Origin of the sequence: Aliidongia sp. (assembly GCF_035943795.1) — a bacterium.
In the GTDB taxonomy this organism is placed as follows: Bacteria; Pseudomonadota; Alphaproteobacteria; order ATCC43930; family CGMCC-115725; genus Aliidongia.
The window spans coordinates 46,353-66,407 of the sequence record NZ_DASZBY010000080.1; the positions used below are offsets into that span (position 1 = coordinate 46,353).

Genomic DNA, 20,055 nt, shown 5'->3' on the forward strand with positions numbered 1-20,055 from the left:
GCAGAAAGGAATTCTCATGCAGCCGATCATCGAAACCCGGACGCCGGGTTCCCACGCCCGGGTCATCCGCGCCGCGAAGGTCCAGGGAACCGCTGTCACCAATCGAGCCAACGAGGATCTGGGCACCATTCGCGATGTGGTGCTCGACAAGTATGATGGCTCGGTGCGCTACGCCGTCCTGGAATTCGGCGGCTTCCTCGGCCTGGGCAGCAAGCTGTTCGCGTTGCCGTGGGAGCTGCTGAGTTATGAAGAGGGCGTCGATGCCTATGTCATCGGCATCGACAAAGAGGTGCTCCGTCAGGCGCCCGGTTTTGATTCCGACAATTGGCCCGACATGGGCGCGGTCGAATTCGATACCGGGCTTCGGTCCTACTACGGCTTGACCGCGGAAGCCACCCTGCGGCGCGAGATCATCTGACCGGCACCGATGGGTGCGACATGACGACATGTTGGTCGAAAAGTTCGGACGGTTCCGCAATTTTCGCGGAACCGTCCGGAGGCTCCGATGCTTGTCCCTAAGTCTAAAAAGGAGATTGCGATGTCTGACGAACGCGCGAAGCAGATCAAGGACAAGGCCTATCGCCTGTGGGAACAGGAAGGTCAGCCCGCGGGCCGCGACCTCGATCATTGGGTCCAGGCGGAACGGGAGATCGACCAGCCGACCCAGGCGAACGAGGGCGAGGGCAACCGTACGGCCACGCGGGCCTATAACCGCAAGGCAAAGCAGTTCGCCGAGACCGGGCCGGTCGAAAGCCAGGCGCAGAAGGCAAAAGCGGACCTGGATGGCCCCGAGGCGCAGAAGCTGCGGGAGGCGGAACTCGTCGGCAAGAGCCACAGCCATGGCGAGGACCCGGCCGTAAAAGGTTCCTGACGCACCAGAATATCTCATTTCCGTTTCGGTCGGAACTTTGAATTCACAAGTGATGTTTGTCCTTAGATACCAGACACATTCAGTCGAGCGCCCTTTTATCAGTTGATGATCGGGAATATCGCCGGCTCGCATCCGATCAGGACTGGGGATGAATGTGGCCTACGAGGATGAATTCAAAGCAGATCTGGTGGAAAATCTGCCACATCTGCGCGCTTTTGCACATTTGATCGCGCGCAACCATGCTCTCGCGGAAGATCTGGTGCAGGATACGATCGTCAGGGCGCTGGCCAATCGCCATCAGTTCCGGCCGGGAACCAACCTCAAAGGTTGGTTGATCATCATCCTGCGCAACCGCTTCTTCAACGAAATGCGTCGGAGCAGCCGGAAGTCCGAAGTCAGCATGGAGCACCAGGGCGACCTGGCCGCCGTCGACGGCGGCCAGGAGATCAGCGTCGAGATCCGCGACTTCAACGCGGCGTTCCGCAAGTTGCCGCCGACCCAGCGCGAGGCCCTGGTGCTGGTCGGCGCCAGCGGCTTCTCGTACGAAGAGGCGGCCGAGATCGCCCATTGCCCGGTCGGCACGATGAAGAGCCGCGTTTCCCGGGCGCGGGCCGAACTGGAGGCCCAGTTGCACGGTGTCGAGATGCCGGAGAAGTGGGCTGGGCTCGCCTTGAAGCTCGACGAGAATCGACCTCGCCGCGCTGGAGAATAGCGACGTAAATAAACCCCCGGTCGATCGCTCGACCGGGGGTTTTCATGTCCGCGTCACTTCGGAGCGATGCCGTCGTCCTTTGCCGGCGGCTTGATGACCGGCATGCTCCTCGGCCCCGGGTCCGGCGGTGTCTGGCTCATGCCGGGATCGACGGACCCGGTTGGATGCACGACGCCCTGGGACCGCGACAGCTCTTCGCTGAGTGGCGCTGCCGAGCCATCGGTCGATTTCGGATGCGGATCGATCGGTGCGCCGAATTTATCGGGCGGCGCGCTGTTGGGATCCGGTTGGGGCGTTATCCGCGTCTGCGCGTAGGCCGCGCCGGAAGCGGCAAGCCAGAGCGCCAGAATGCCGGTGGTCCATCGCATGATATCCTCCGTTCGCTGGTCTGCTCGATCGCTTTCCGATCGAGCCGCTGCTTGTGAGAACAACGCGCAGACCGGCGCCTGCGTTGCCAAAAATCACGAGACGGGGGTGTCGGTCACGAGCAGGCCGACCGGAAAATTACCAAGCAATGTCGTGACGGCCGTCGGTTCGGCATCGGCCACGATGATCCGGCCATCGGTGAAGACGTTCCGGTAGGTACCGGCCGGGACGGTTACTTTCATATCGCCCCAAGCCGGCCCGGTCGCATCGCCGGGCCAGAGGCGGGGCCAGAAGCGCGGGGCGAGAACCAGGATGCGGCCCTGTCCTTCCCGGGCAAAAGCCACGAGCAGGCTCGCTGTCGCGCCCTGGACGTCCAGCGGGCGATAGCTGCCTTCGGCGAACAGGGCGGGGTGAGTTCGCCGCAACTCCAGCGTCCGCCGGACGAGATCGCTCTTGACCGCGCCGTCGTGCCAATTCCCGCGCAACCGATCCAAGCCGGTCCGCGCGGTGCCGAGGCGCGTCGCCGCCGCGCGATAGTCGACCGGCCGACGGTTGTCAGGATCGACCATGGACAGGTTCCAGCCATCGGCGCCCTGATAGATGTCGGGAACGCCCGGCGTCGTCAGGCGTAGCAGAGTGGCCGACAGGGAGGTGAGCGCCCCCCAGAATCCCGTCGTTTCGCAGAAGCCGGCGAGCTCGGCCAGAAACGGCCCGCTACGATCGGGATCGAGCGATGCCGCGACATAGGCCTCCAGCGCTTGCTCGTAGACCTCGTCCGGCTCGCTCCAATTCGTGCGTTCCTTGGCCTCCCGGACCGCTTTCAGCATCGCAGGACCAACACGGGCGGCAAAGGCTGCGAGACCGTCCTCGTCGTCGGCCGCGAGGCCGGGCGGCCAAGCGCCGACGAGGGTTTGCGCCAAATAGGCGGCGTCGTTCGGGCTCGGGGCGGTTGGTCCAAGCCGTCGCCACGTTTCCTGCCGCTCGCGCCACAGCGCGGAAACCGACGTCAAGGCCAGCAGCCGCGTGCGCGCGTCCTCGCCCCGTTTCGTATCGTGGGTCGACCCGGCGATCAATTCGTTCGGGTGCGCCTGCAGCTTCGCTTCATTGAATTTGTGGAACGAGGCCGGGTCCAGCGACATGCCGCCGGGCTCACCACCCACCTCGTTCAAACCCAGCAGCGGCACGTGCTGGAAGAACACGGTGTCCTCCAGCCCCTTGGCCATGGCCGGTCCGGAGAGCTGCTGGAACAGGCGCACGACCGCCGCCTGCGCCGGCTCTGCCTCGACATCGCTGGTCAGGAGCGCGGTCAGGAAAGTCGCCAGCACGGGCGGCTCGACCGCGGCGGCCTCGATCGCGGCGACGATGCGCGACCGCTCGACCGGATCGATGCCTTCGGCGTCGGCATAGGTGCGATAGACCGGCAGGCGGGCGATCACCTCGATCAAGGCTCGTTCGAAGGCGTCGAGCGGCAGCGCGCGGCAACCCTCGTCGGCGACAGCTCGGGTTGCGTGGGCCAGACGAGACATCTCGCTGGCGAATTCGGTTTCGAGGAACCGGCGTTTCGCGGCCAGGACCATCCCGGCCGGATCCGCCGGGCGCCCGGTCAGGCGGCAATAGTCCTGGATGATCGTGTCGGCGCCGTCGGGATCGCAGAACAGCCGGTCGATCGGCCCTAGCCGGTCATAGCCGGTGCTGCCGGCGACTGGCCAGGCGGCGGGCAGCGTTTCGTCCGCGCCGAGGATCTTTTCGACCAGGATGTAAGGGTGCCGGCCCCGGGACCTGACGGCGGACGCCAGGCGATCCAAATAGGCCTTCGGGTCGGCCAGGCCGTCGATATGGTCGATACGCAATCCGTCGACCAGCCCGTCGGCGACCAGGCGCAGGATCAGGCCATGACTGGCATCGAAGACCTCCGGACGCTCGGCACGGACCGCGACCAGGTCATTGATCGCGAAGAAACGTCGATAGTTGATCTCGCCGGCCGCCCGGCGCCAATCGGCCAGGCGCCAGCATTGCCGCTCCAGCAGGGCGGTCAGGCGGTGGCGGCCGCTGCCATTCCACGCGGCGACGGCGGCCTGCACCGCGGCATGGGCGTCCTTGCGGAGTGCGAGTTCCGCCTCCAGCCGTTCAGCCCGCTGGCGCAGCGCCGCGGAGGCTCCGGTCAGGGCGTCGAGGGCCGCGAAATCGCGCGCGAGATGCACTAACTCCGGCGCGCCGTTCGCGGCATATTCCAGGATCGGCCCGACGCTGGTCGGCGTGACCGGCCATGCATGATCGTGATAGCGCACCAGGAACTGGGCGCCGTCGAAGGCCAGTTCGATCTCGCCTTTCGCCACCAGGGCATCGGGCGCCCCGCCCAGGAATGGCAGCATCACCTTGTCGACGAGGTCGGGCTGGGGCGGATGCCAGTCGATGTCGAAGAAATCCGCCGACGTGGAATGACGGCCCCAGCGTAGCAGATCCATCCAGCGGCCGTTGCCGGGTCCGACCCCCATGTGGTTCGGCACGATGTCGAGCAGGATGGCCAGCCCGTGACGATGCAGCGTCTCGGCGAGGTCGAGGAAACCGGCCTCGCCGCCCAGTTCCGGATTGATCTCGTCGTGATCGGTCACGTCGTAGCCATGGGTGCTGCCGGGTCGGGCGGTCAAGATCGGCGAGAGATAGGCATGGCTGACGCCCAACTGGGCGATCAGCGGCACGATGGCGCGGGCGTCCCGGAACGTGAAGTCGCGGGTCAGCTGCAGCCGGTAGGTCGCACGAGGCGGGGCCCAGGCAGGATCAACCATGACGTTTTTGCCTCGGCTCGACCGTATCGGGGTTCGAGCGCAGCGCCGAAAGGGCGGCGAAGCGCGCGTCGTTCAGTAGCTCCGCGATCGGGATCGGCAGGCGCCGGCGCCAGTTCGGATGCTCGTCCATGGTGCCCGGCAGGTTGACCATGGTCTCGATGCCCAGCAGATCCTCGGCCTGGACCAGCAGCAGCGCACTGGGCGTGCGCGCGAGGAAGCGATGCACCGCCGCGATCAGGTCGTGGTGGAAATCCTCCGCCAGCTTGGCTTCGAGGTCCGGTGGCATCAGGTCCTGGCGGCGCAGGGCCGCAACCAAGCGATGCCGGTCCAGCGCACGCGCCGCCTCATCGCGATGGCGCGCGGCGGCGGTCGGATACAGCCCCAGCGCCGCGCGCTCATGGATGTCGACGCCTTGCCACCAGCTCTTCAGCGGCGGCAGATCGTGGGTGCCGGCGCCGGCGGCGGCGAGGGGCGGGTAGGCCGTGGGCGATTTGAACCGGTCGCCCGCGCCGCGCTCGAACATCAGGATGCGGCAGGACAGGATCTTTGCCCGCGCCATCCGGGGGCGGAACGCGTGCGGCACGGTGCCCAGGTCTTCGCCCACGACCAGGCACCGGTTGCGCCGGCTTTCCAGGGCCAGGATGCGGACCATGTCCTCGAACGGATAGCGGATGTAGGCGCCACGCTCGGCCGATTGTCCCTCTGGCACGAGATACAGCTGCTTCAGCCCCATGACATGGTCGATGCGCAGGGCGCCGGCATGGCGCATGTTGGCACGCAGCGCCGCGATGAACGGCTGGTAGGCCTGGGTCCTGAGCGCTAGCGGGCTATAGGCGGTCAGCCCCCAGTTCTGTCCCTGGCGGTTCAGCAGGTCCGGCGGCGCGCCGACCGAGGCGCCGGTGATGTAGCTGTCGGGCGCGCTCCAGGTGTCTGCACCATAAGGATCGGCGCCGATCGCCAGGTCGCGATAGATACCGATCGACAGGCCCGCCGTCCTGGCTGCCTGGCCCAGCTGTCGGTCCGCCTCCCACTGCAGATACTGGTGATAGAGGATTTCGTCCTCATGGGCGGCGGCGAACCGTGGCGTATCGGCGCCGTCGGCCGAACGAAGCCCGTCCGGCCAATCCTTCCAGGCGAAGCCGGTATGGTCGAGATGATGGGACTGCAGCGCGTGAAACTGGGCGAACCGGACCAGCGGCTGGCCCAACTCCTGCTGAAATCGTCGGAACGCCTGACCGCGCTCGCTGGACGTGGACGCCAGGTGATCGTCGCGAAACGAGCGCCAGAGCAGGCGTAGGATGCCGGCCTTGAGCCGCGCCACCGCCGGATACTCAACGAGCTCGCTCGCTTGCACGTGCGCCAACTGGTCGCCGAATTCGCTGCTCGCGATGCGCTGCCGCGCCGGCTCGCAGGCCGCGAGGTCGGGCACGGCTGTGACGTCGATGTAGAGTGGATTGAGGAACAGGCGGCTGGATGGCGAATAGGGGCTGATCCGATGGGGCGCGGCAGGGAACAGGGCATGGAGCGGATTGACCCCGATCATGCTGCCGCCGCGGGCCGCCACGCCGGCGCCGATCGTGCCCAGGTCGGTGAAATCGCCGATGCCCCATTGCGTCGGCGTGCGCAGGCCGTAGAGCTGGGTCGCGAGGCCCCAATCGCGCGCTTCGGCGCCCACCGGCAGATGACACTCGCCGGGCGACGCGATGACCTGGATCGTTTCACCGTCGTCGGCAAACCGCAACCGGTGATAGCCGTCCGGCAACGCGGGCAGCGTCAGGGCACGCTCCCCTTCCGTCAGCTCGCCCTCGATGTCCCGGCCATCCTCACAGGACAGCGTCCATCGCCGGCCGACGGAGGCGTCGGGCACCGCGACCGAGGTTCCCTTGCCGGAGTCGACGACGAGCGCCGCCGGCAGCGCGGTCGATCGCGCACGCCGCTTCAGGCTGACCCGCGCGATTGCCTCCGTCTGGGCCGGAACCCCCATCGCGTCCAGCAGGGCGATCAGGCTATCGGCCGGTACGGTGTGGGGCTTGCCCCAGACGTCGCGCCACTCCGTCGCGATCCCCGCATGGGCCGCCAGTCGATGGAGCAGGGCGCGATGGACGCTCATGATTGCGCGGCTCCCTGGAGCGTGACGGAAACGAAGCGCGGGGGCAGATTTTCCACCGCCTCGTGACTGCGATAGATCAGCTCGCCGCGGCCGGGGCGTTGGGTAGCGGCGAGCGGCTCGTCGGACAGGTTGGCGAGCAGCGTCAGCTCCGCCCCGTCGAGCCGCCAGCGGACCTCGAGGCCGCCGGCGCCCAGGCGGACGAACTGACCCTGGGGACGGTCGCTGTGAGCCAGCAGCGGCGCGATGTGTTTGCGCCGCAGCGCCAGCAACTGTCGGTAGAACGCCAACATTTCGGCATGTGCCGGCTCATCGAGGGCTGGCCAGTCGAGCTTCGCCGACAGGAACGTCGCCTCGGCGAGCGGATCGGGAATGCGCGCGCGGGCCGCCTCGTCGCGGAATTCGGCGAAGCCGGCGAATTCCTTGGCGCGGCCCTTGCGCACCGCGCCCGCCAGGTCGCCGTCGAAATCGCAGAAGAACGGGAAGGGTCGGTCCGTCGCCCATTCCTCGCCCATGAACAGCATCGGCACGGCCGGACTCAGCAGCAGGATGGCGGCGGCGGCACGCAGGCTGGCGCGGTCGGCGAAGTGGGGCAGGCGCCAGCCGTAGGCGTGATTGCCCACCTGGTCGTGATTCTGGATGAAATTGACGAAGGCGCTCGGCGGCAGATCGGCCGACGGCTCACCGCGTGGGCGGCCGTCGCGATGGGGCGACGCCTCGCCCTGATAGACGAAGCCCTCGGCAAGCGCGCGACCGACCCGTGCTACCGGATCGCGGGCATAATCGTCGTAGTAGCCGCCAGCGGCTCCCGTCAGGGCCACCCGCAGGGCGTGGTGGAAATCATCGTTCCACTGGGCGTCATAGGGACCCGGACCACCGACGCCATTGCCCAGCAAGCTCGACTGGTTGCGATCGTTCTCCAGGATCAGATGGATCAACCGGCCGGGCAACTCGGTCCGAATGGTCTCCCCCAGTTCTTCCAGGATCGGCTGGGTGCTGGTGTCCTCGATCGCATGCACCGCATCGAAGCGCAGGCCGTCCAGATGGAATTCGTCCAGCCAATAGAGCGCGTTCTCGATGAAGAAGCGCCGGACGTTGGCGGCGCCGACATCGTCGAAATTGATGGCGCTGCCCCAGGGCGTATGGTGCTTGTCGGTGAAGAACCGGCTGGCATAGGCGTGCAGGAAATTGCCGGCCGGGCCGAAGTGGTTATAGACCACGTCCAGGATCACGCCGATGCCGCGCTGATGGCATTCGTCGACCAGGCGCTTCATCGCCTCCGGACCGCCATAGCGCTGGGCGGGCGCGAACGGCAGCACGCCGTCATAGCCCCAGTTCCAGCGGCCGGGGCATTCGGCCACCGGCATCAGTTCGATCAGAGTCACGCCGAGTGCCAGCAGATGGTCGAGATGCTGCGCGATCCCGGCAAAATCGCCCGCTTCGGAAAAAGTGCCGGGATGCAGCTCGTAGATGACCGCCTCGGCCCAAGGCACGCCCTGCCAGCCGCCGTCGCGCCAGTCGTAGGCATTGGGATCGACGACCGCGCTGACGGCGAGCGCGTCATCGGGTTGGCTGCGCGAGGCCGGATCGGGATAGAACGCGTCGCCGATCCGATAGCGATAGCGGGTGCCGGCGCCGGCCTCGGCGGTGGTGAGTTCGAACCAGCCGTCCGGTCCCATCATCATGGGAAACTGCCGCCCATCCGCGAATGTCAGGAACACAACCTCGGCGTCGGGCGCCCACAGGCGGAACTGGACGCCTTCCGACAGGATTTCCGCACCGAACGATAAAGGACGATGACGTCGCATCAGTTCGCCTCCCGATGAATGAACAGGACGAGCGACCGGGCCTTTAACGGGAAAGCGCGACCGGCCTCGATCTCGGTGCCGGGTTCGGCGAATCCGGTTTCGAACGCGGTATCGACGAGGGCCTCCCACCGCATCGGGCGCGGGGTCGGGGGTACCTGGAACGCGATCTCCTCATGGTGGGCATTGACCAGAACGAGAAAGCTCTTGTCGAAGTCCCGATGCCCGGTCGGACCGCGGTAGTACGAGCCCGCGCGCCCGTTCAACAGATATCCAAGGCAGCGGGCGTAGGGTTTGTTCCAATCTTCCGGCGTATATTCCCGGCCGTCAGGCGTCACCCACGTGATGTCCTTCAGCCCGTCGGACTGTTCCGCCCCGCGCAGGAACTGCGGGCGCGAGAAGACGTGATGGTCGCGGCGCAGGCGGATCAGGAATTCGACGAAGCTCTGAAAGCGCAGGCCGTCCTCGTCGACACCCTGCCAGTCGATCCAGGACAGCTCGTTATCCTGACAATAGGCGTTGTTGTTGCCTTGCTGCGTCCGGCCCAGCTCGTCACCGGCCAGCAGCATCGGCACGCCCAGCGACAACAGCAGCGCCGCCATGATGTTACGCTTCTGCCGGCGGCGCAGCGCCAGGATCTTCGGATCGTCGGTCGGTCCCTCGACGCCGCAGTTCCACGAGAAATTGGCGTCGTGGCCATCGCGGTTGCCTTCGCCATTGTCCTCGTTGTGCTTCGTGTCGTAGGAGACGAGATCCTGCAGGGTGAAGCCGTCGTGGGCGGTGACGAAATTGATCGAGGCCCAGGGCCGCCGACCATTGTAGCCGAAGATGTCGGAGGAACCGGCGAGCCGGCTGCCCATCTCTGCCAGCATGTTTTCGTCGCCCTTCCAGAAGCGCCGGACCACGTCGCGATAAGGCGCGTTCCACTCGGCCCAGCCTGGCGGGAACCCGCCGACGCGGTACCCGTCCGGGCCCAGGTCCCAGGGCTCGGCGATCAGCTTCATCTGGTTCAGGACCGGGTCCTGGCGCACCGCGTCCAGGAAGGCGCTACCGGGATCGAACGGATCCTTCTCGCGCGCCAACGTGGTCGCGAGGTCGAAGCGGAAACCGTCGACCCGCATCTCGCTGGCCCAGTAGCGCAGCGAGTCCATGACCAGTTGCAACACGCGCGGATGGTCGATGTTCAGCGTGTTGCCGGTGCCGGTATAATCGACATAGAGGCGCCGATCCTCCTTCAGCCGGTAATAGCTGGCATTGTCGATGCCGCGGAACGACAGGGTCGGTCCCAGGTGGTTGCCTTCGGCCGTGTGGTTGTAGACCACGTCGAGGATGACCTCGATTCCGGCCTCGTGCAGGCGGCGCACGGCGGTCTTCATCTCGTCGATCGAGCCGGTCGCGAGGTAGCGCGGATCGGGCGCGAAGAGGCTCAGCGAGTTGTAACCCCAGTAATTGGTCTTGCCCTGCTGGATCAGGTGGCGGTCGTTGATGAAGGCATGGATCGGCAGCAGCTCGATCGCGGTGATGCCCAGCTTGCACAGATGGTCCAGCATGCGCGGTGCCACCAGGCCTGAGAGCGTGCCACGAAAGCGTGGGTCGACTTCCGGATGCTTCTGGGTCATGCCCTTCACATGGGCCTCGAGGATGATCGTCTCGGGCCAGGGCGTGTTTGGGCGGCGATGATCGCCCCAGGAAAAGGCGCTCTCCACCACCTCGGACTTGGGAACGCCCCGCGCGTTGTCGCGCCGGTCGAAGCTCAGGTCGTCGCGCGTGCTGCTGGCGCGATAGCCGTAATGTACGTCGCTCCAGCGCAGCGGGCCGCGCAGCGACCGGGCATAGGGATCGATCAGCAGCTTGTGCCGGTTGAAGCGATGGCCGTTCTTGGGTTCGTAGGGCCCGTGGACACGATAGCCATAGAGGAGGCCCGGCCGTGCTTCCGGCAGATAGCCATGCCACGCCTGGTCGGTATATTCCGGCATCTTCAGCCGGGCCACTTCGCGCATGCCGGTCGGGTCGAACAGACACAGATCGACCGCGGTTGCATGGGCCGAGAACAGGCTGAAATTGACGCCGGCACCGTCCCAGGTCGCACCCATCGGATAGGGTTTTCCGGGCAGCAGGATCGGATTGGGTGGTGGGGCGTGATCCAGGTTCATGAAGGCTCCGCCGTGAGAATGACGGTCGCGAGCGGCGGCAAGGTGACGAGAACCGAGTAGGGGTAGCCATGCCACGGCATGGCTTCGGCCTCGACCCCGCCGGCATTGCCGAGGTCGCTGCCGCCATAGAGGCCGGAGTCGGTGTTGAGCCGTTCGGTCCAGCGGCCTTCGCGCGGCACGCCGACGCGATAGCCGTAGCGCGGCTGGGGCGTGAAGTTGCACAGCACCAGCGCCATGTGCCGGTGCCCGGCGTCGAAGCGCAGGAAGCTCAGCACACTCTGGTCGCTGTCGGTGGCGTCGACCCAGGCGAAGCCTTCGGGCAGGGCATCGAGCCGATGCAGCGCGGTCTCGCTGCGATAGAGCTGGTTCAGGTCGCGGATCAGCCGATGCACGCCGCCGTGCAGCTTGTCGTCCAGCAGGTGCCAATCGAGCTGCCCATCGTGGTTCCACTCCCGTTCCTGACCGAACTCACAGCCCATGAACATCAGCTTTTTGCCGGGATGCGCCCACATGAAGGCGTAGTAGGCGCGCAGGTTGGCGAATTTCTGCCACCGGTCGCCCGGCATCTTGGTCAGCAGCGAGCCCTTGCCATGCACGACCTCGTCATGGCTCAAGGGCAGGATGAAATTCTCGGAGAAGGCGTAGAGCAGGCCGAAGGTCAGCTTGTTGTGATGGTACTTCCGATGGATCGGGTCCAGGCTCATGTACTGGAGCGTGTCGTGCATCCAGCCCATGTTCCATTTGAAGCCGAAACCGAGGCCGCCCAGATAGGTCGGCGCCGAGACCATGGGCCACGCGGTCGATTCCTCGGCCGCGGTGGTCGCGCCCGGTGCCTGGGCGAACACCAATTCGTTGAAACGGCGCAGGAAATCGACTGCGTCGAGATTTTCTCGGCCGCCGAACTTATTGGGAACCCACTCGCCGGCCTTGCGGCTGTAGTCGAGGTAGAGCATCGAGGCGACCGCATCGACGCGCAGCCCGTCGACATGGAAATTTTCCAGCCACGACAAGGCATTGGCGATCAGGTAATTGACCACTTCGCGCCGGCCGTAATTGAAGATCAGCGTGTTCCAGTCCTGGTGGAAGCCCTGGCGCGGATCGGCGTGCTCGTAGAGGTGGGTGCCGTCGAACAGGCCCAGCCCATGCTGGTCGGTCGGAAAATGCCCCGGCACCCAGTCGAGCCAGAGGGCCAGGCCGGCCTGGTGGCAGGCATCGACGAAATACCGGAAATCGTCTGGCGTGCCGAACCGGCTGGTCGGCGCGAACAGTCCGATCGGCTGATAGCCCCACGAACCGTCGAACGGATATTCGGAGACCGGGAGCACTTCGATATGGGTGAAGCCCAGGTTCGCGACATAAGGCACCAGCCGTTCGGCCAGCTCGCGATAGCTGAGCGGGCGGCCATCCTCGTGGCGTGCCCAGGAGCCCAGCTGCACCTCGTAGATCGAGATCGGTGCCTCGCGCGCATTGCGCTCGGCCCGCGCCTTCATCCAGGCCGCATCGCGCCAGGCATGAGCCGGGGCGGCGGCCACGACGGACGCGGTCGCGGGCGGGTGCTCCGCCTGCAAGGCGAGCGGGTCGGCCTTGAGCGGCAGCACCGCGCCGTTTGCTCCCTGGATTTCGTATTTATACGCCGTGCCCGCGGCTACGGAAGGAATGAACAGGTCCCACACGCCGGCACCCGGATGCTTGCGCATCGGATGGCGACGGCCGTCCCAGTCGTTGAAGCCGCCGACGACGCTGACCGCCCGCGCGTTCGGCGCCCAGACGGCGAAGCCCACGCCATCGACCCCGTCGACGGTCATCGGATGGGCGCCGAGCTTGCTGAACGCCCGCTGATGGGTGCCTTCGCCCAGCAGATGCAGGTCGATCTCGCCCAGCACCGGACCGAACTTGTAGGGATCCTCGAAATCGACGATGCGATCCCCGGCATGGGCGCGCAGGCGATAGTTGAAGCGCGCCCGCTTGCCGAGGTTGCCCTCGAACAGCCCGTCGGCGGTCTTGCGGTCGAGGGGGGCGATCTCTTCGCCGCTCGCCGCATCGATCGCGGTCAGGGTGTCGGCCCACGGTACGAAGGCGCGCAGCACCAGGGCGCCGCCCGTCTCGTGCAGGCCCAGGAAGCCGAACGGGTCGGCACGGAAGGATTCGTCGAGGCGCTCGGCAACGGACGTCATGGGCGCTCCTCGTTCGGGTTGGTCAGGAGATCGACGATCCCCTGGATCGGAATGCCCAGCCAGGCTGGCCGGTTGGCGAGTTCGTAGCCGATTTCGTAGAGCGCCTTGTCGATCAGCATCAGCTCGATCAGCGCGCGCGCGCCGGCCGCATCGGCGGGCCAGCAGGCAGCCCCCTCGATGGTGCTGCGATAGGCGGACATGAAGGCCGTGATCGACCGGTCGCGCCAGTCGCGGCACATCGTCTCCAGCGCCGCGCTGTCGACCGACGGCAGATCGGTCGCAGCGCGCACGGCGGCCGCGGCGGCATAGTCGATCGAGCGGATCATGCCGGCGACGTCCTTCAACGGCGTGTGCTTGCGCCGGCGCTCCTCGGTCGATTTCTTGGGCTCGCCCTCGAAATCGATGATCGCGAAGTCGTTCTGGGCGACCAGCACCTGGCCCAGATGATAGTCACCGTGCAGCCGCGTCTTGACCGCGGCGATCTTCGCGGTCCGGGCTTCGTCGATCCGGGCCAGCAGCGTGTTGCCCAGGTCAAGCAGGCGGGCGACCGCCGGGTCGGGCGTCGTGGCCTGCTGCGTCGCCAGGCGCTCCAGCATCGCCTCGGCACTCGCCCGCGTCTCCTGGCGCCATTCCTCCAGATCGTCGGTGGTGATCGGTTCCGGCGCGAAAGCGGGCTCGGTCTCGCCGGTTGGGCACAGCGCCCGATGCAACTCGGCGGTCTGGTGGCCCAGCCGGCCCATCATTTCCAGGATATAGGCATGGGGATCCGATACCGGGATCTGCGCATCGGCCGGCTGGCCGGCGCCGCCCCAGCGCTCCTGGAACGCCCGCTTCAGATGGTCCTGGGCATAGGACCATGCATCGCCCTGGTTGGCGACATAGCCGGTGAGCACGCCCAGCGCCGTCATCGCACCGTCGCTGCCCGCCTGCTCGATGGTGCCGAGCAGGGGTGGGGTGCCGCCATAACCGGCCTCTTCGGTCAGGAAACGGCACATCTCGATCTCGGGATGGATGCCGTCTTCCAGGCGGCGATAGAATTTCAGCACGCCGTAATCCTGCACGGCGACCGAACTGTTGGATTGTTCGACGCCGAGCTGGCGGATCGCCGGCTCCTTGGGGAACGGCCGCTCGGCGAATTTCGAGGTCGGCCGGAATTGTGCCGTGCCGCCGCTGCGGAACGGCAGGTCGCGGCCGGCACCGATCGCGTCGATGACGGCCAGCGCCCACCCGGGATGGATGCCACCGTCGAACAGCGCGCCTTCGGCCCGGAAGCGCCGGATATGGGCGAGCGTGGTCGGCTGGACCGCGACCCGCGTTTCCGCATTCGGCGCGCCCCAAACCAGGCCCAGCGGCATCTGGTAACGCTGGGTCCGGCCGTCCTCGAGTGCGACATCGACGATCGCCAGGCTCCAGGCCTCCTCGGCATCCTGGCGCGGCAGATCGGCCGCATCCGCGATCTTGGCGGACGCGATGCCGACGTCCTTGGCGGCGAACCAGCGCTGGGTCGGCAGGAACTGGCGCAGCACCGTGCGACCCAGCTCCGAAGCCGCGGCCCCGGTCAGAAACTCGTCCCAGCCGCTGCGCAGCACCAGGGTGACCGGTTCGATGCCGCTGTTGCGGCCAGCCTCGACCATGGCAAGCCCACCCTCGATCTGGCCGGGTTCCAGCAGCTTGAACCAGAAGAAGCTATGCCCCGCCATGGTCAGCTGGTACGGCCGGTCGCCGATCGGGGGAAAGGTCGACAGGCCGAGCAGCTCGACCGGGAAGCGCCCGCGATAGGGCGACAGGTCGAGTTCGACCGACTGCGCCGCGCGCGACAGGTTGATGACGCACAGCACCAGCTCGTCTTCGAAGCTGCGGATATAGGCCAGCACCTTGCGGTTGTGCGGATAAAGGAAGATCAGCTTGCCGCGGCCCATCGAGCGCAGATCGCGCCGGACCGCCATCAGCCGGCGCATGGAATTCAGCATCGAGGTCGGCGACCGGCTCTGCGCCTCGACATTGACCGACAGGAAGCCGTATTCCGGATCCTGCACCGGCGGCAGGAACAGGCGGGCGGGGTCGGCACGGGAGAAGCCGCCGTTCCGGTCGGGCGACCATTGCATCGGCGTGCGGACGCCGTCGCGGTCCCCCAGATAGACGTTGTCGCCCATGCCGATCTCGTCGCCGTAATACAGCACCGGCGTCCCGGGCATCGACAGCAGGATCGAGTTCAGCAGGTCGATCCGGCGGCGGTCGTTCTGCATCAGCGGCGCCAGGCGCCGGCGGATGCCGAGGTTGATCCGCATGCGGCGGTCGCCGGCATAGAAATCCCACAGATAGTCGCGCTCGCGGTCGGTCACCATCTCGAGCGTCAGCTCGTCGTGGTTGCGCAGGAAGATCGCCCATTGGCACCCCTCCGGGATGTCCGGGGTCTGGCGCATGATGTCGGTGATCGGATGGCGGTCTTCCTGGGCGACCGCCATGTAGATGCGCGGCATCAGCGGGAAATGGAATGCCATGTGGCATTCGTCGCCCTTGCCGAAATAGGGCAGCACGTCTTCGGGCCATTGGTTGGCCTCGGCCAGCAGCATCTTGTCGGGATACGAGGCCTCGATCTCGGCGCGCAGCGTGCGCAGGATCGCATGGGTTTCCAGCAGGTTCTCGTTGTTGGTGCCCTCGCGCTCGATCAGGTAGGGCACGGCATCGAGCCGCAACCCGTCGACGCCCAGGTCCAGCCAGAAGCGCATGACGTTGATGACGGCGCGGACCACCGCCGGATTGTCGAAGTTCAGGTCGGGCTGATGGGAATAGAAGCGGTGCCAGTAATAGGCCTGCGCCACCGGATCCCAGGCCCAGTTCGACGTCTCGGTGTCGCAGAAGATGATCCGCGTGTCCTGGTAGCGTTGGTCCGTGTCGGACCAGACATAGAAATTGCGATGGTTCGAGCCGGGCTTGGCACTGCGCGCGCGCTGGAACCAGGAATGCTGGTCGGAGGTATGGTTGATCACCAGCTCGGTGATGACGCGCAGTCCGCGGCGATGGGCTTCGCGCACGAAGATCTTGAAATCGTTCATCGTGCCGTAGGATGGATTGACGTCTTTGTATTCGGCGATGTCGTAGCCATCGTCGCGCAGCGGCGAGGGGTAGAACGGCAACAGCCAGATCGCCGTGACGCCCAGGTCCTGCAGATAGTCCAGCTTCTGGGTCAGGCCGGCGAAATCGCCGATGCCGTCATTGTTGGAATCGTAGAACGACTTGATGTGCAGTTCATAGATGACGGCGTCCTTGTACCAGTCGCGCTCGACCAGGATCTGTTCGGTCGTGCGTGCCGAGGCTTCCATCAATTCGGGCTTCTTTTCTCGGCTGCTCATGACTCAGCTCCAACGGGCCGGATGCGCAAGATCATCGCGGGGTAGGTTTCGGGATCGAGCAGGATCGCGTGCCGGGCACCGGTCCAACGGCGGCGCTCGCCGGTGAACAGGTCCTCGGTCTCGAAGCTGCCGTCCCAGGGCAGGCCCATGGCATCCATGGGGAAGACGATCTCGCTGCGCGCGACACGCTTGGGATCGAGCGTCACGGCCACGAATACCTGCTCGGTCCGATCGGCCGTCATCTTGCTGTAGAACAGCACGTCGTCGTGGGTCGCTTCGTGGAAGCGCAGATTGTCGAACAAGCGCAATGCCGGGCTATCGTGGCGCAGGCGGTTGATGCGCGCGATCTCGTCCTTGATGTTGCCGGGCCGATCCCAATCCCAGACCTTGTACTGGTACTTCTCGGAATTGAGGAATTCCTCCTTGCCCGGCACCGGTTCGGCCTCGCACAGCTCGTAGCCGTTGTAGAGGCCGTAGACCGGCGAGAGCGTCGCGGCCAGCACCAGGCGGATGACGAAACCGGCGCGTCCGCTGGTCTGCAGGTAGGAGGGCAGGATGTCCGGCGTGGTCGGGAAGAAGTTGGGTCGGTAATATTGCGCCGACTCGCCGACGGTCAACTCGGTCAGATAGTCGATGATCTCGCGTTTGTCGTTGCGCCAGGTGAAATAGCTGTAGGACTGGCTGAAGCCGATCTTGGCCAGGCGCCGCATCATCTTGGGCCGGGTGAACGCCTCGGCCAGGAACAGCACGTCTGGTGCCGTGCTGCGGATGTCGGCGATCAGCCATTCCCAGAAGGCGACGGGCTTGGTGTGCGGATTGTCGACGCGGAAGATCTTGACGCCCTCGTCGACCCAGAACCGGATCACGTCGCGCAGCGCCTCCCACAGCCCCTTCCAGTCCGGCTGGTCGAAGTCGACGTTGACAATGTCCTCGTACCGCTTCGGCGGGTTCTCGGCGAACTTGATCGTGCCGTCGGGACGGCGCTTGAACCAGCCGGGATGCTCGGTCAGCCACGGATGGTCCGGCGCGCATTGCACGGCGAAATCCATCGCCACTTCCATGCCATGGTCATGGACCGCGCGGACGAAGCCGCGGAACTCGTCGATCGTGCCGATGTCCGGATCGATCGCGTCGTGGCCGCCAGCCGTGCTGCCGATGGCATAGGGGCTGCCGGGTTCGCCGGGCGCCGCCGTCGTGCTGTTGTTGCGACCTTTGCGGTTGACCATGCCGATCGGGTGGATCGGCACCAGATAGACCACATCGAAGCCCAACTCGCGGATCTCCGGCAGGCGGGCGGCGCAATCGGCAAAGCTGGCCGCCTTGGTCGGGTCCGTGCCCTGGCTGCGTGGGAACATCTCGTACCAGGCGGCGAAGCGGGCCCCTTCGCGATCGACCATCACCCGGCCGACCGGTTCCTGGAACGTCAGGTCGCCATGGTCCGGCACCCGCGCCATGGCCAGCGCCACGCGATTGGACAGCATGAATTCCGCCCGGACCGGCTCGTCCAGGGTCAGGGCATGGTCCTTGATGTCGCGCAGTCGGCTCGCGTCCTCGCCCTCGGCGCGCTCGATCGCCGCCGCCAGCAATTCGCGGCCCTCGATCAATTCCAGGCCGATCGCCCGGCCGGCGGCGCGCTTCTTCGCGACCTCGTCGCGCCAGCTCGCGAAATGATCGGTCCAGGCCCCGACCGCAAAACGCGCGTCGCCGATCCGGTCGAGCGTGATGCGCCCGGCCCAGCGGTCGTTGTCGACATGGTGCATCGGCGCGATCCGCCAGGCGCCGGAATCCTGCGAGCGGAGCCAGAGTGCAGCGGCGATCTTGTCGTGGCCGTCACGGAAGATATCGGCCGAAACCTCCAGGGTTTCGCCGACGACCCGCTTCACCGGCAATCGGCCGCCGTCGAGTTCCGGGGTGACCCGCTCGATGATGATCCGGCTCGGCCGATCGGGCGCGGCGGGCAGTTCGGCGGGGCCGAACAGGCGCTCGTGTTCGTAGGCGATCCTCACCAGGCGGATCTCGCCCGCGTCGAGCAACAGGGGCGAGGGCGGCAAGGTCGTCGGTGACGCGCCGGGCGTCACGTCGTGGCTTTCGATCCCATCCCTTTCGATCGCCCCCAGCAGCGCATCGAAATCGACCGGCTGCGGCGCCGATCCATCGGTATTGATCAGGATCAGCAGCCCGTCGTCCCTAATACCGGTCTCACGCAGGATCGCGGTCACGGAGGGCGTTCCGCTATCGAGCCTGGTCATCGGGCCTTCTTCGTTCAGGCTCGGCAGCAGCGCTTTCAGGCGGTTGATTTCGGCGATCATCGCGTCATCGTGTCCGAGCCAGGTCGCGGGCACCAGCCAGCCGGTCGAGAGCGTCGCCGCCATCATCAGCCGTCGCCGACGGATCCGGTCGGTATCGGTCGGATCCGCCGGCATGCCCGGCAGATCGGGGAACCCCAGCGAGCCGGCGACGGGACGGGTAGCAGCTTGCTGATCCAGGAACCAGGGCTCTCGCCCGTCCCACCAGCGGACGCTATTCAACAGCAGGTCGAACCCGGCGCCGCGCAACGACTGGGCGCGGTTCGCATCGCCGCCCAGCGTCTCGGCCGCGAACACGGCCTGGGGTGCGATCGCGCGGGCCGCGCCGATCACGTGGCGCCATTCGGCCGATGCCAGACGGTCGGCCGAGACGGCGAGGAAGCCGTCCACCCCGATCGCCAAGTCCTCATGCACCCGGTCCAGCGCCGTGGAGGCATCTGGCGGCAATGCCACCATGACGCGCAGGCCGGCCGCCTTGGCGGCCTCGGCCAGGCGGGCGAGCCCGCCCCGATTCTCGGCCGCGGCCGGGTCGAACAGAGCCACCATGGTGAAACCCAGGGCGGCGATCGCCGGCAACTGGTCCGAGGCCGCGGCATCGTCTGTGAGAGTGGAGAGGGCGAGGATGCGAGGAGCCGTCTGCATGTTCGCCTTTCGGTTTGGAATGGGTAAGCGCAGGAAGCCGTTGCGACGGCTGCCAACCACTCTCCAAACCGACCGCGACGGGCGTCGGTTCCATCAAATATTTCCGGAACCCTTTCGCTGCGCTCGATTTCCAGCGACGAAACGCGTCGTTCACGGGAACGATCGGTGCCGTCGCGGTTTCGAAAGGCAGGAGGATTTATCGATGTCTCTACCGTCCGAACAGCCGACGCCGCCGCCCCAGCCACCGGGTCCCGACATTCCGCCGCTGGTCACGCCACCGCCGATCGAGCCGACGTCGCCCGACGTTCCCTCGGAATCGCCGGGCACGCCGCCGATGCCCGAACCGGTCAAATACTAGGGGCGGGCGGCCGCGGTCGCAGTACCGGCACCGATCGGAACCGCGGTCGCCGCCTTGATTTCCTTCAGGACGAACATCGTATGCATTTCCTTGATGCCGGGTAGGCGACGGATAATCGTCATCGCGAATTCGGCATAGGCATCGAGGTCGGCCGCGACGACCTGTAGAAGGAAATCCGACTCCCCGGCCACGGAATAGCAGGCGATCACCTGTTCCAGTTCGCGGACATCATGTTCGAAGCGTTGGGCTTCGTCATGCGAATGCGTGTCGATCAGGACGCGCACGAAGGCCAGAACGCCGAGGCCAACGGCCCGGCGATCGACGACCGCCTGATAGCCGCGGATCACGCCGCTCTCCTCCAGTCGCTTGACGCGTCGCCAGCATGGCGACGCCGACATGCCGACCCGCTCCGCCAGTTCCTG

The 20,055-nt window shown here is 66.3% G+C and carries 13 protein-coding genes; 4 read left to right on the plus strand and 9 right to left on the minus strand.

Features of this window, described 5'->3' with window-relative positions; translation table 11 throughout:
• Window positions 1-16: 16 nt before the first annotated feature.
• From VGV37_RS13820 to VGV37_RS13830, 3 genes are all read left to right on the plus strand, one after another.
• Window positions 17-418 (plus strand): PRC-barrel domain-containing protein, encoded by a 402-nt coding sequence (locus tag VGV37_RS13820; protein ID WP_326880274.1) that lies wholly within the window; start codon window positions 17-19, stop codon window positions 416-418.
• A gap of 120 nt (window positions 419-538) precedes the next feature.
• Complete coding sequence (locus VGV37_RS13825) at window positions 539-871, plus strand: DUF2934 domain-containing protein (RefSeq protein WP_326880275.1); 333 nt, start codon at window positions 539-541, stop codon at window positions 869-871.
• 148 nt (window positions 872-1,019) lie between these two features.
• Window positions 1,020-1,583 carry a sigma-70 family RNA polymerase sigma factor gene (locus VGV37_RS13830; RefSeq protein ID WP_326880276.1) on the plus strand — a complete coding sequence of 188 codons (564 nt, stop codon included), beginning with the start codon at window positions 1,020-1,022 and terminating at the stop codon, window positions 1,581-1,583.
• A 53-nt stretch (window positions 1,584-1,636) separates the two neighbouring features.
• Here VGV37_RS13830 and VGV37_RS13835 read toward each other — a convergent pair whose 3' ends face one another.
• The 8 genes from VGV37_RS13835 to VGV37_RS13870 all read right to left on the minus strand — a co-directional run bounded on the left by VGV37_RS13835 (window position 1,637) and on the right by VGV37_RS13870 (window position 19,275).
• Window positions 1,637-1,951, minus strand: coding sequence for a hypothetical protein (locus VGV37_RS13835; protein WP_326880277.1), 315 nt, complete (start codon window positions 1,949-1,951; stop codon window positions 1,637-1,639).
• A 93-nt stretch (window positions 1,952-2,044) separates the two neighbouring features.
• Window positions 2,045-4,735 (minus strand): malto-oligosyltrehalose synthase, encoded by a 2,691-nt coding sequence (gene treY, locus VGV37_RS13840; RefSeq protein ID WP_326880278.1) that lies wholly within the window; start codon window positions 4,733-4,735, stop codon window positions 2,045-2,047.
• Window positions 4,728-6,845 carry a 4-alpha-glucanotransferase gene (gene malQ, locus VGV37_RS13845; protein ID WP_326880279.1) on the minus strand — a complete coding sequence of 706 codons (2,118 nt, stop codon included), beginning with the start codon at window positions 6,843-6,845 and terminating at the stop codon, window positions 4,728-4,730. The genes treY and malQ overlap by 8 nt, the downstream gene beginning before the upstream one ends.
• Window positions 6,842-8,650 (minus strand): malto-oligosyltrehalose trehalohydrolase, encoded by a 1,809-nt coding sequence (gene treZ / locus VGV37_RS13850; protein ID WP_326880280.1) that lies wholly within the window; start codon window positions 8,648-8,650, stop codon window positions 6,842-6,844. The genes malQ and treZ overlap by 4 nt, the downstream gene beginning before the upstream one ends.
• A complete protein-coding gene (glgX, locus tag VGV37_RS13855; protein ID WP_326880281.1) occupies window positions 8,650-10,800 on the minus strand; it encodes a glycogen debranching protein GlgX in 2,151 nt (716 codons plus the stop codon). Before glgX ends, treZ begins: the two co-directional genes overlap by 1 nt.
• Window positions 10,797-12,974, minus strand: a complete 2,178-nt coding sequence (gene glgB / locus VGV37_RS13860; protein ID WP_326880282.1) for a 1,4-alpha-glucan branching protein GlgB — start codon at window positions 12,972-12,974, stop codon at window positions 10,797-10,799. Before glgB ends, glgX begins: the two co-directional genes overlap by 4 nt.
• Window positions 12,971-16,327 carry a maltose alpha-D-glucosyltransferase gene (gene treS, locus VGV37_RS13865; protein WP_414637992.1) on the minus strand — a complete coding sequence of 1,119 codons (3,357 nt, stop codon included), beginning with the start codon at window positions 16,325-16,327 and terminating at the stop codon, window positions 12,971-12,973. Before treS ends, glgB begins: the two co-directional genes overlap by 4 nt.
• Entirely contained in the window at window positions 16,324-19,275 is a 2,952-nt protein-coding gene (locus VGV37_RS13870) for an alpha-1,4-glucan--maltose-1-phosphate maltosyltransferase (RefSeq protein ID WP_326880283.1), read from the minus strand. Before VGV37_RS13870 ends, treS begins: the two co-directional genes overlap by 4 nt.
• A gap of 202 nt (window positions 19,276-19,477) precedes the next feature.
• Here VGV37_RS13870 and VGV37_RS13875 point away from each other — a divergent pair, with 202 nt between their 5' ends.
• Entirely contained in the window at window positions 19,478-19,633 is a 156-nt protein-coding gene (locus VGV37_RS13875; protein WP_326880284.1) for a hypothetical protein, read from the plus strand.
• On the opposite strand, the gene VGV37_RS13880 is transcribed toward VGV37_RS13875, so the two are convergent.
• On the minus strand, window positions 19,630-20,055 hold a 426-nt coding region (locus VGV37_RS13880; RefSeq protein WP_326880286.1), incomplete at its 5' end, for an Lrp/AsnC family transcriptional regulator. The two genes, VGV37_RS13875 and VGV37_RS13880, sit on opposite strands and share 4 nt — an antisense overlap.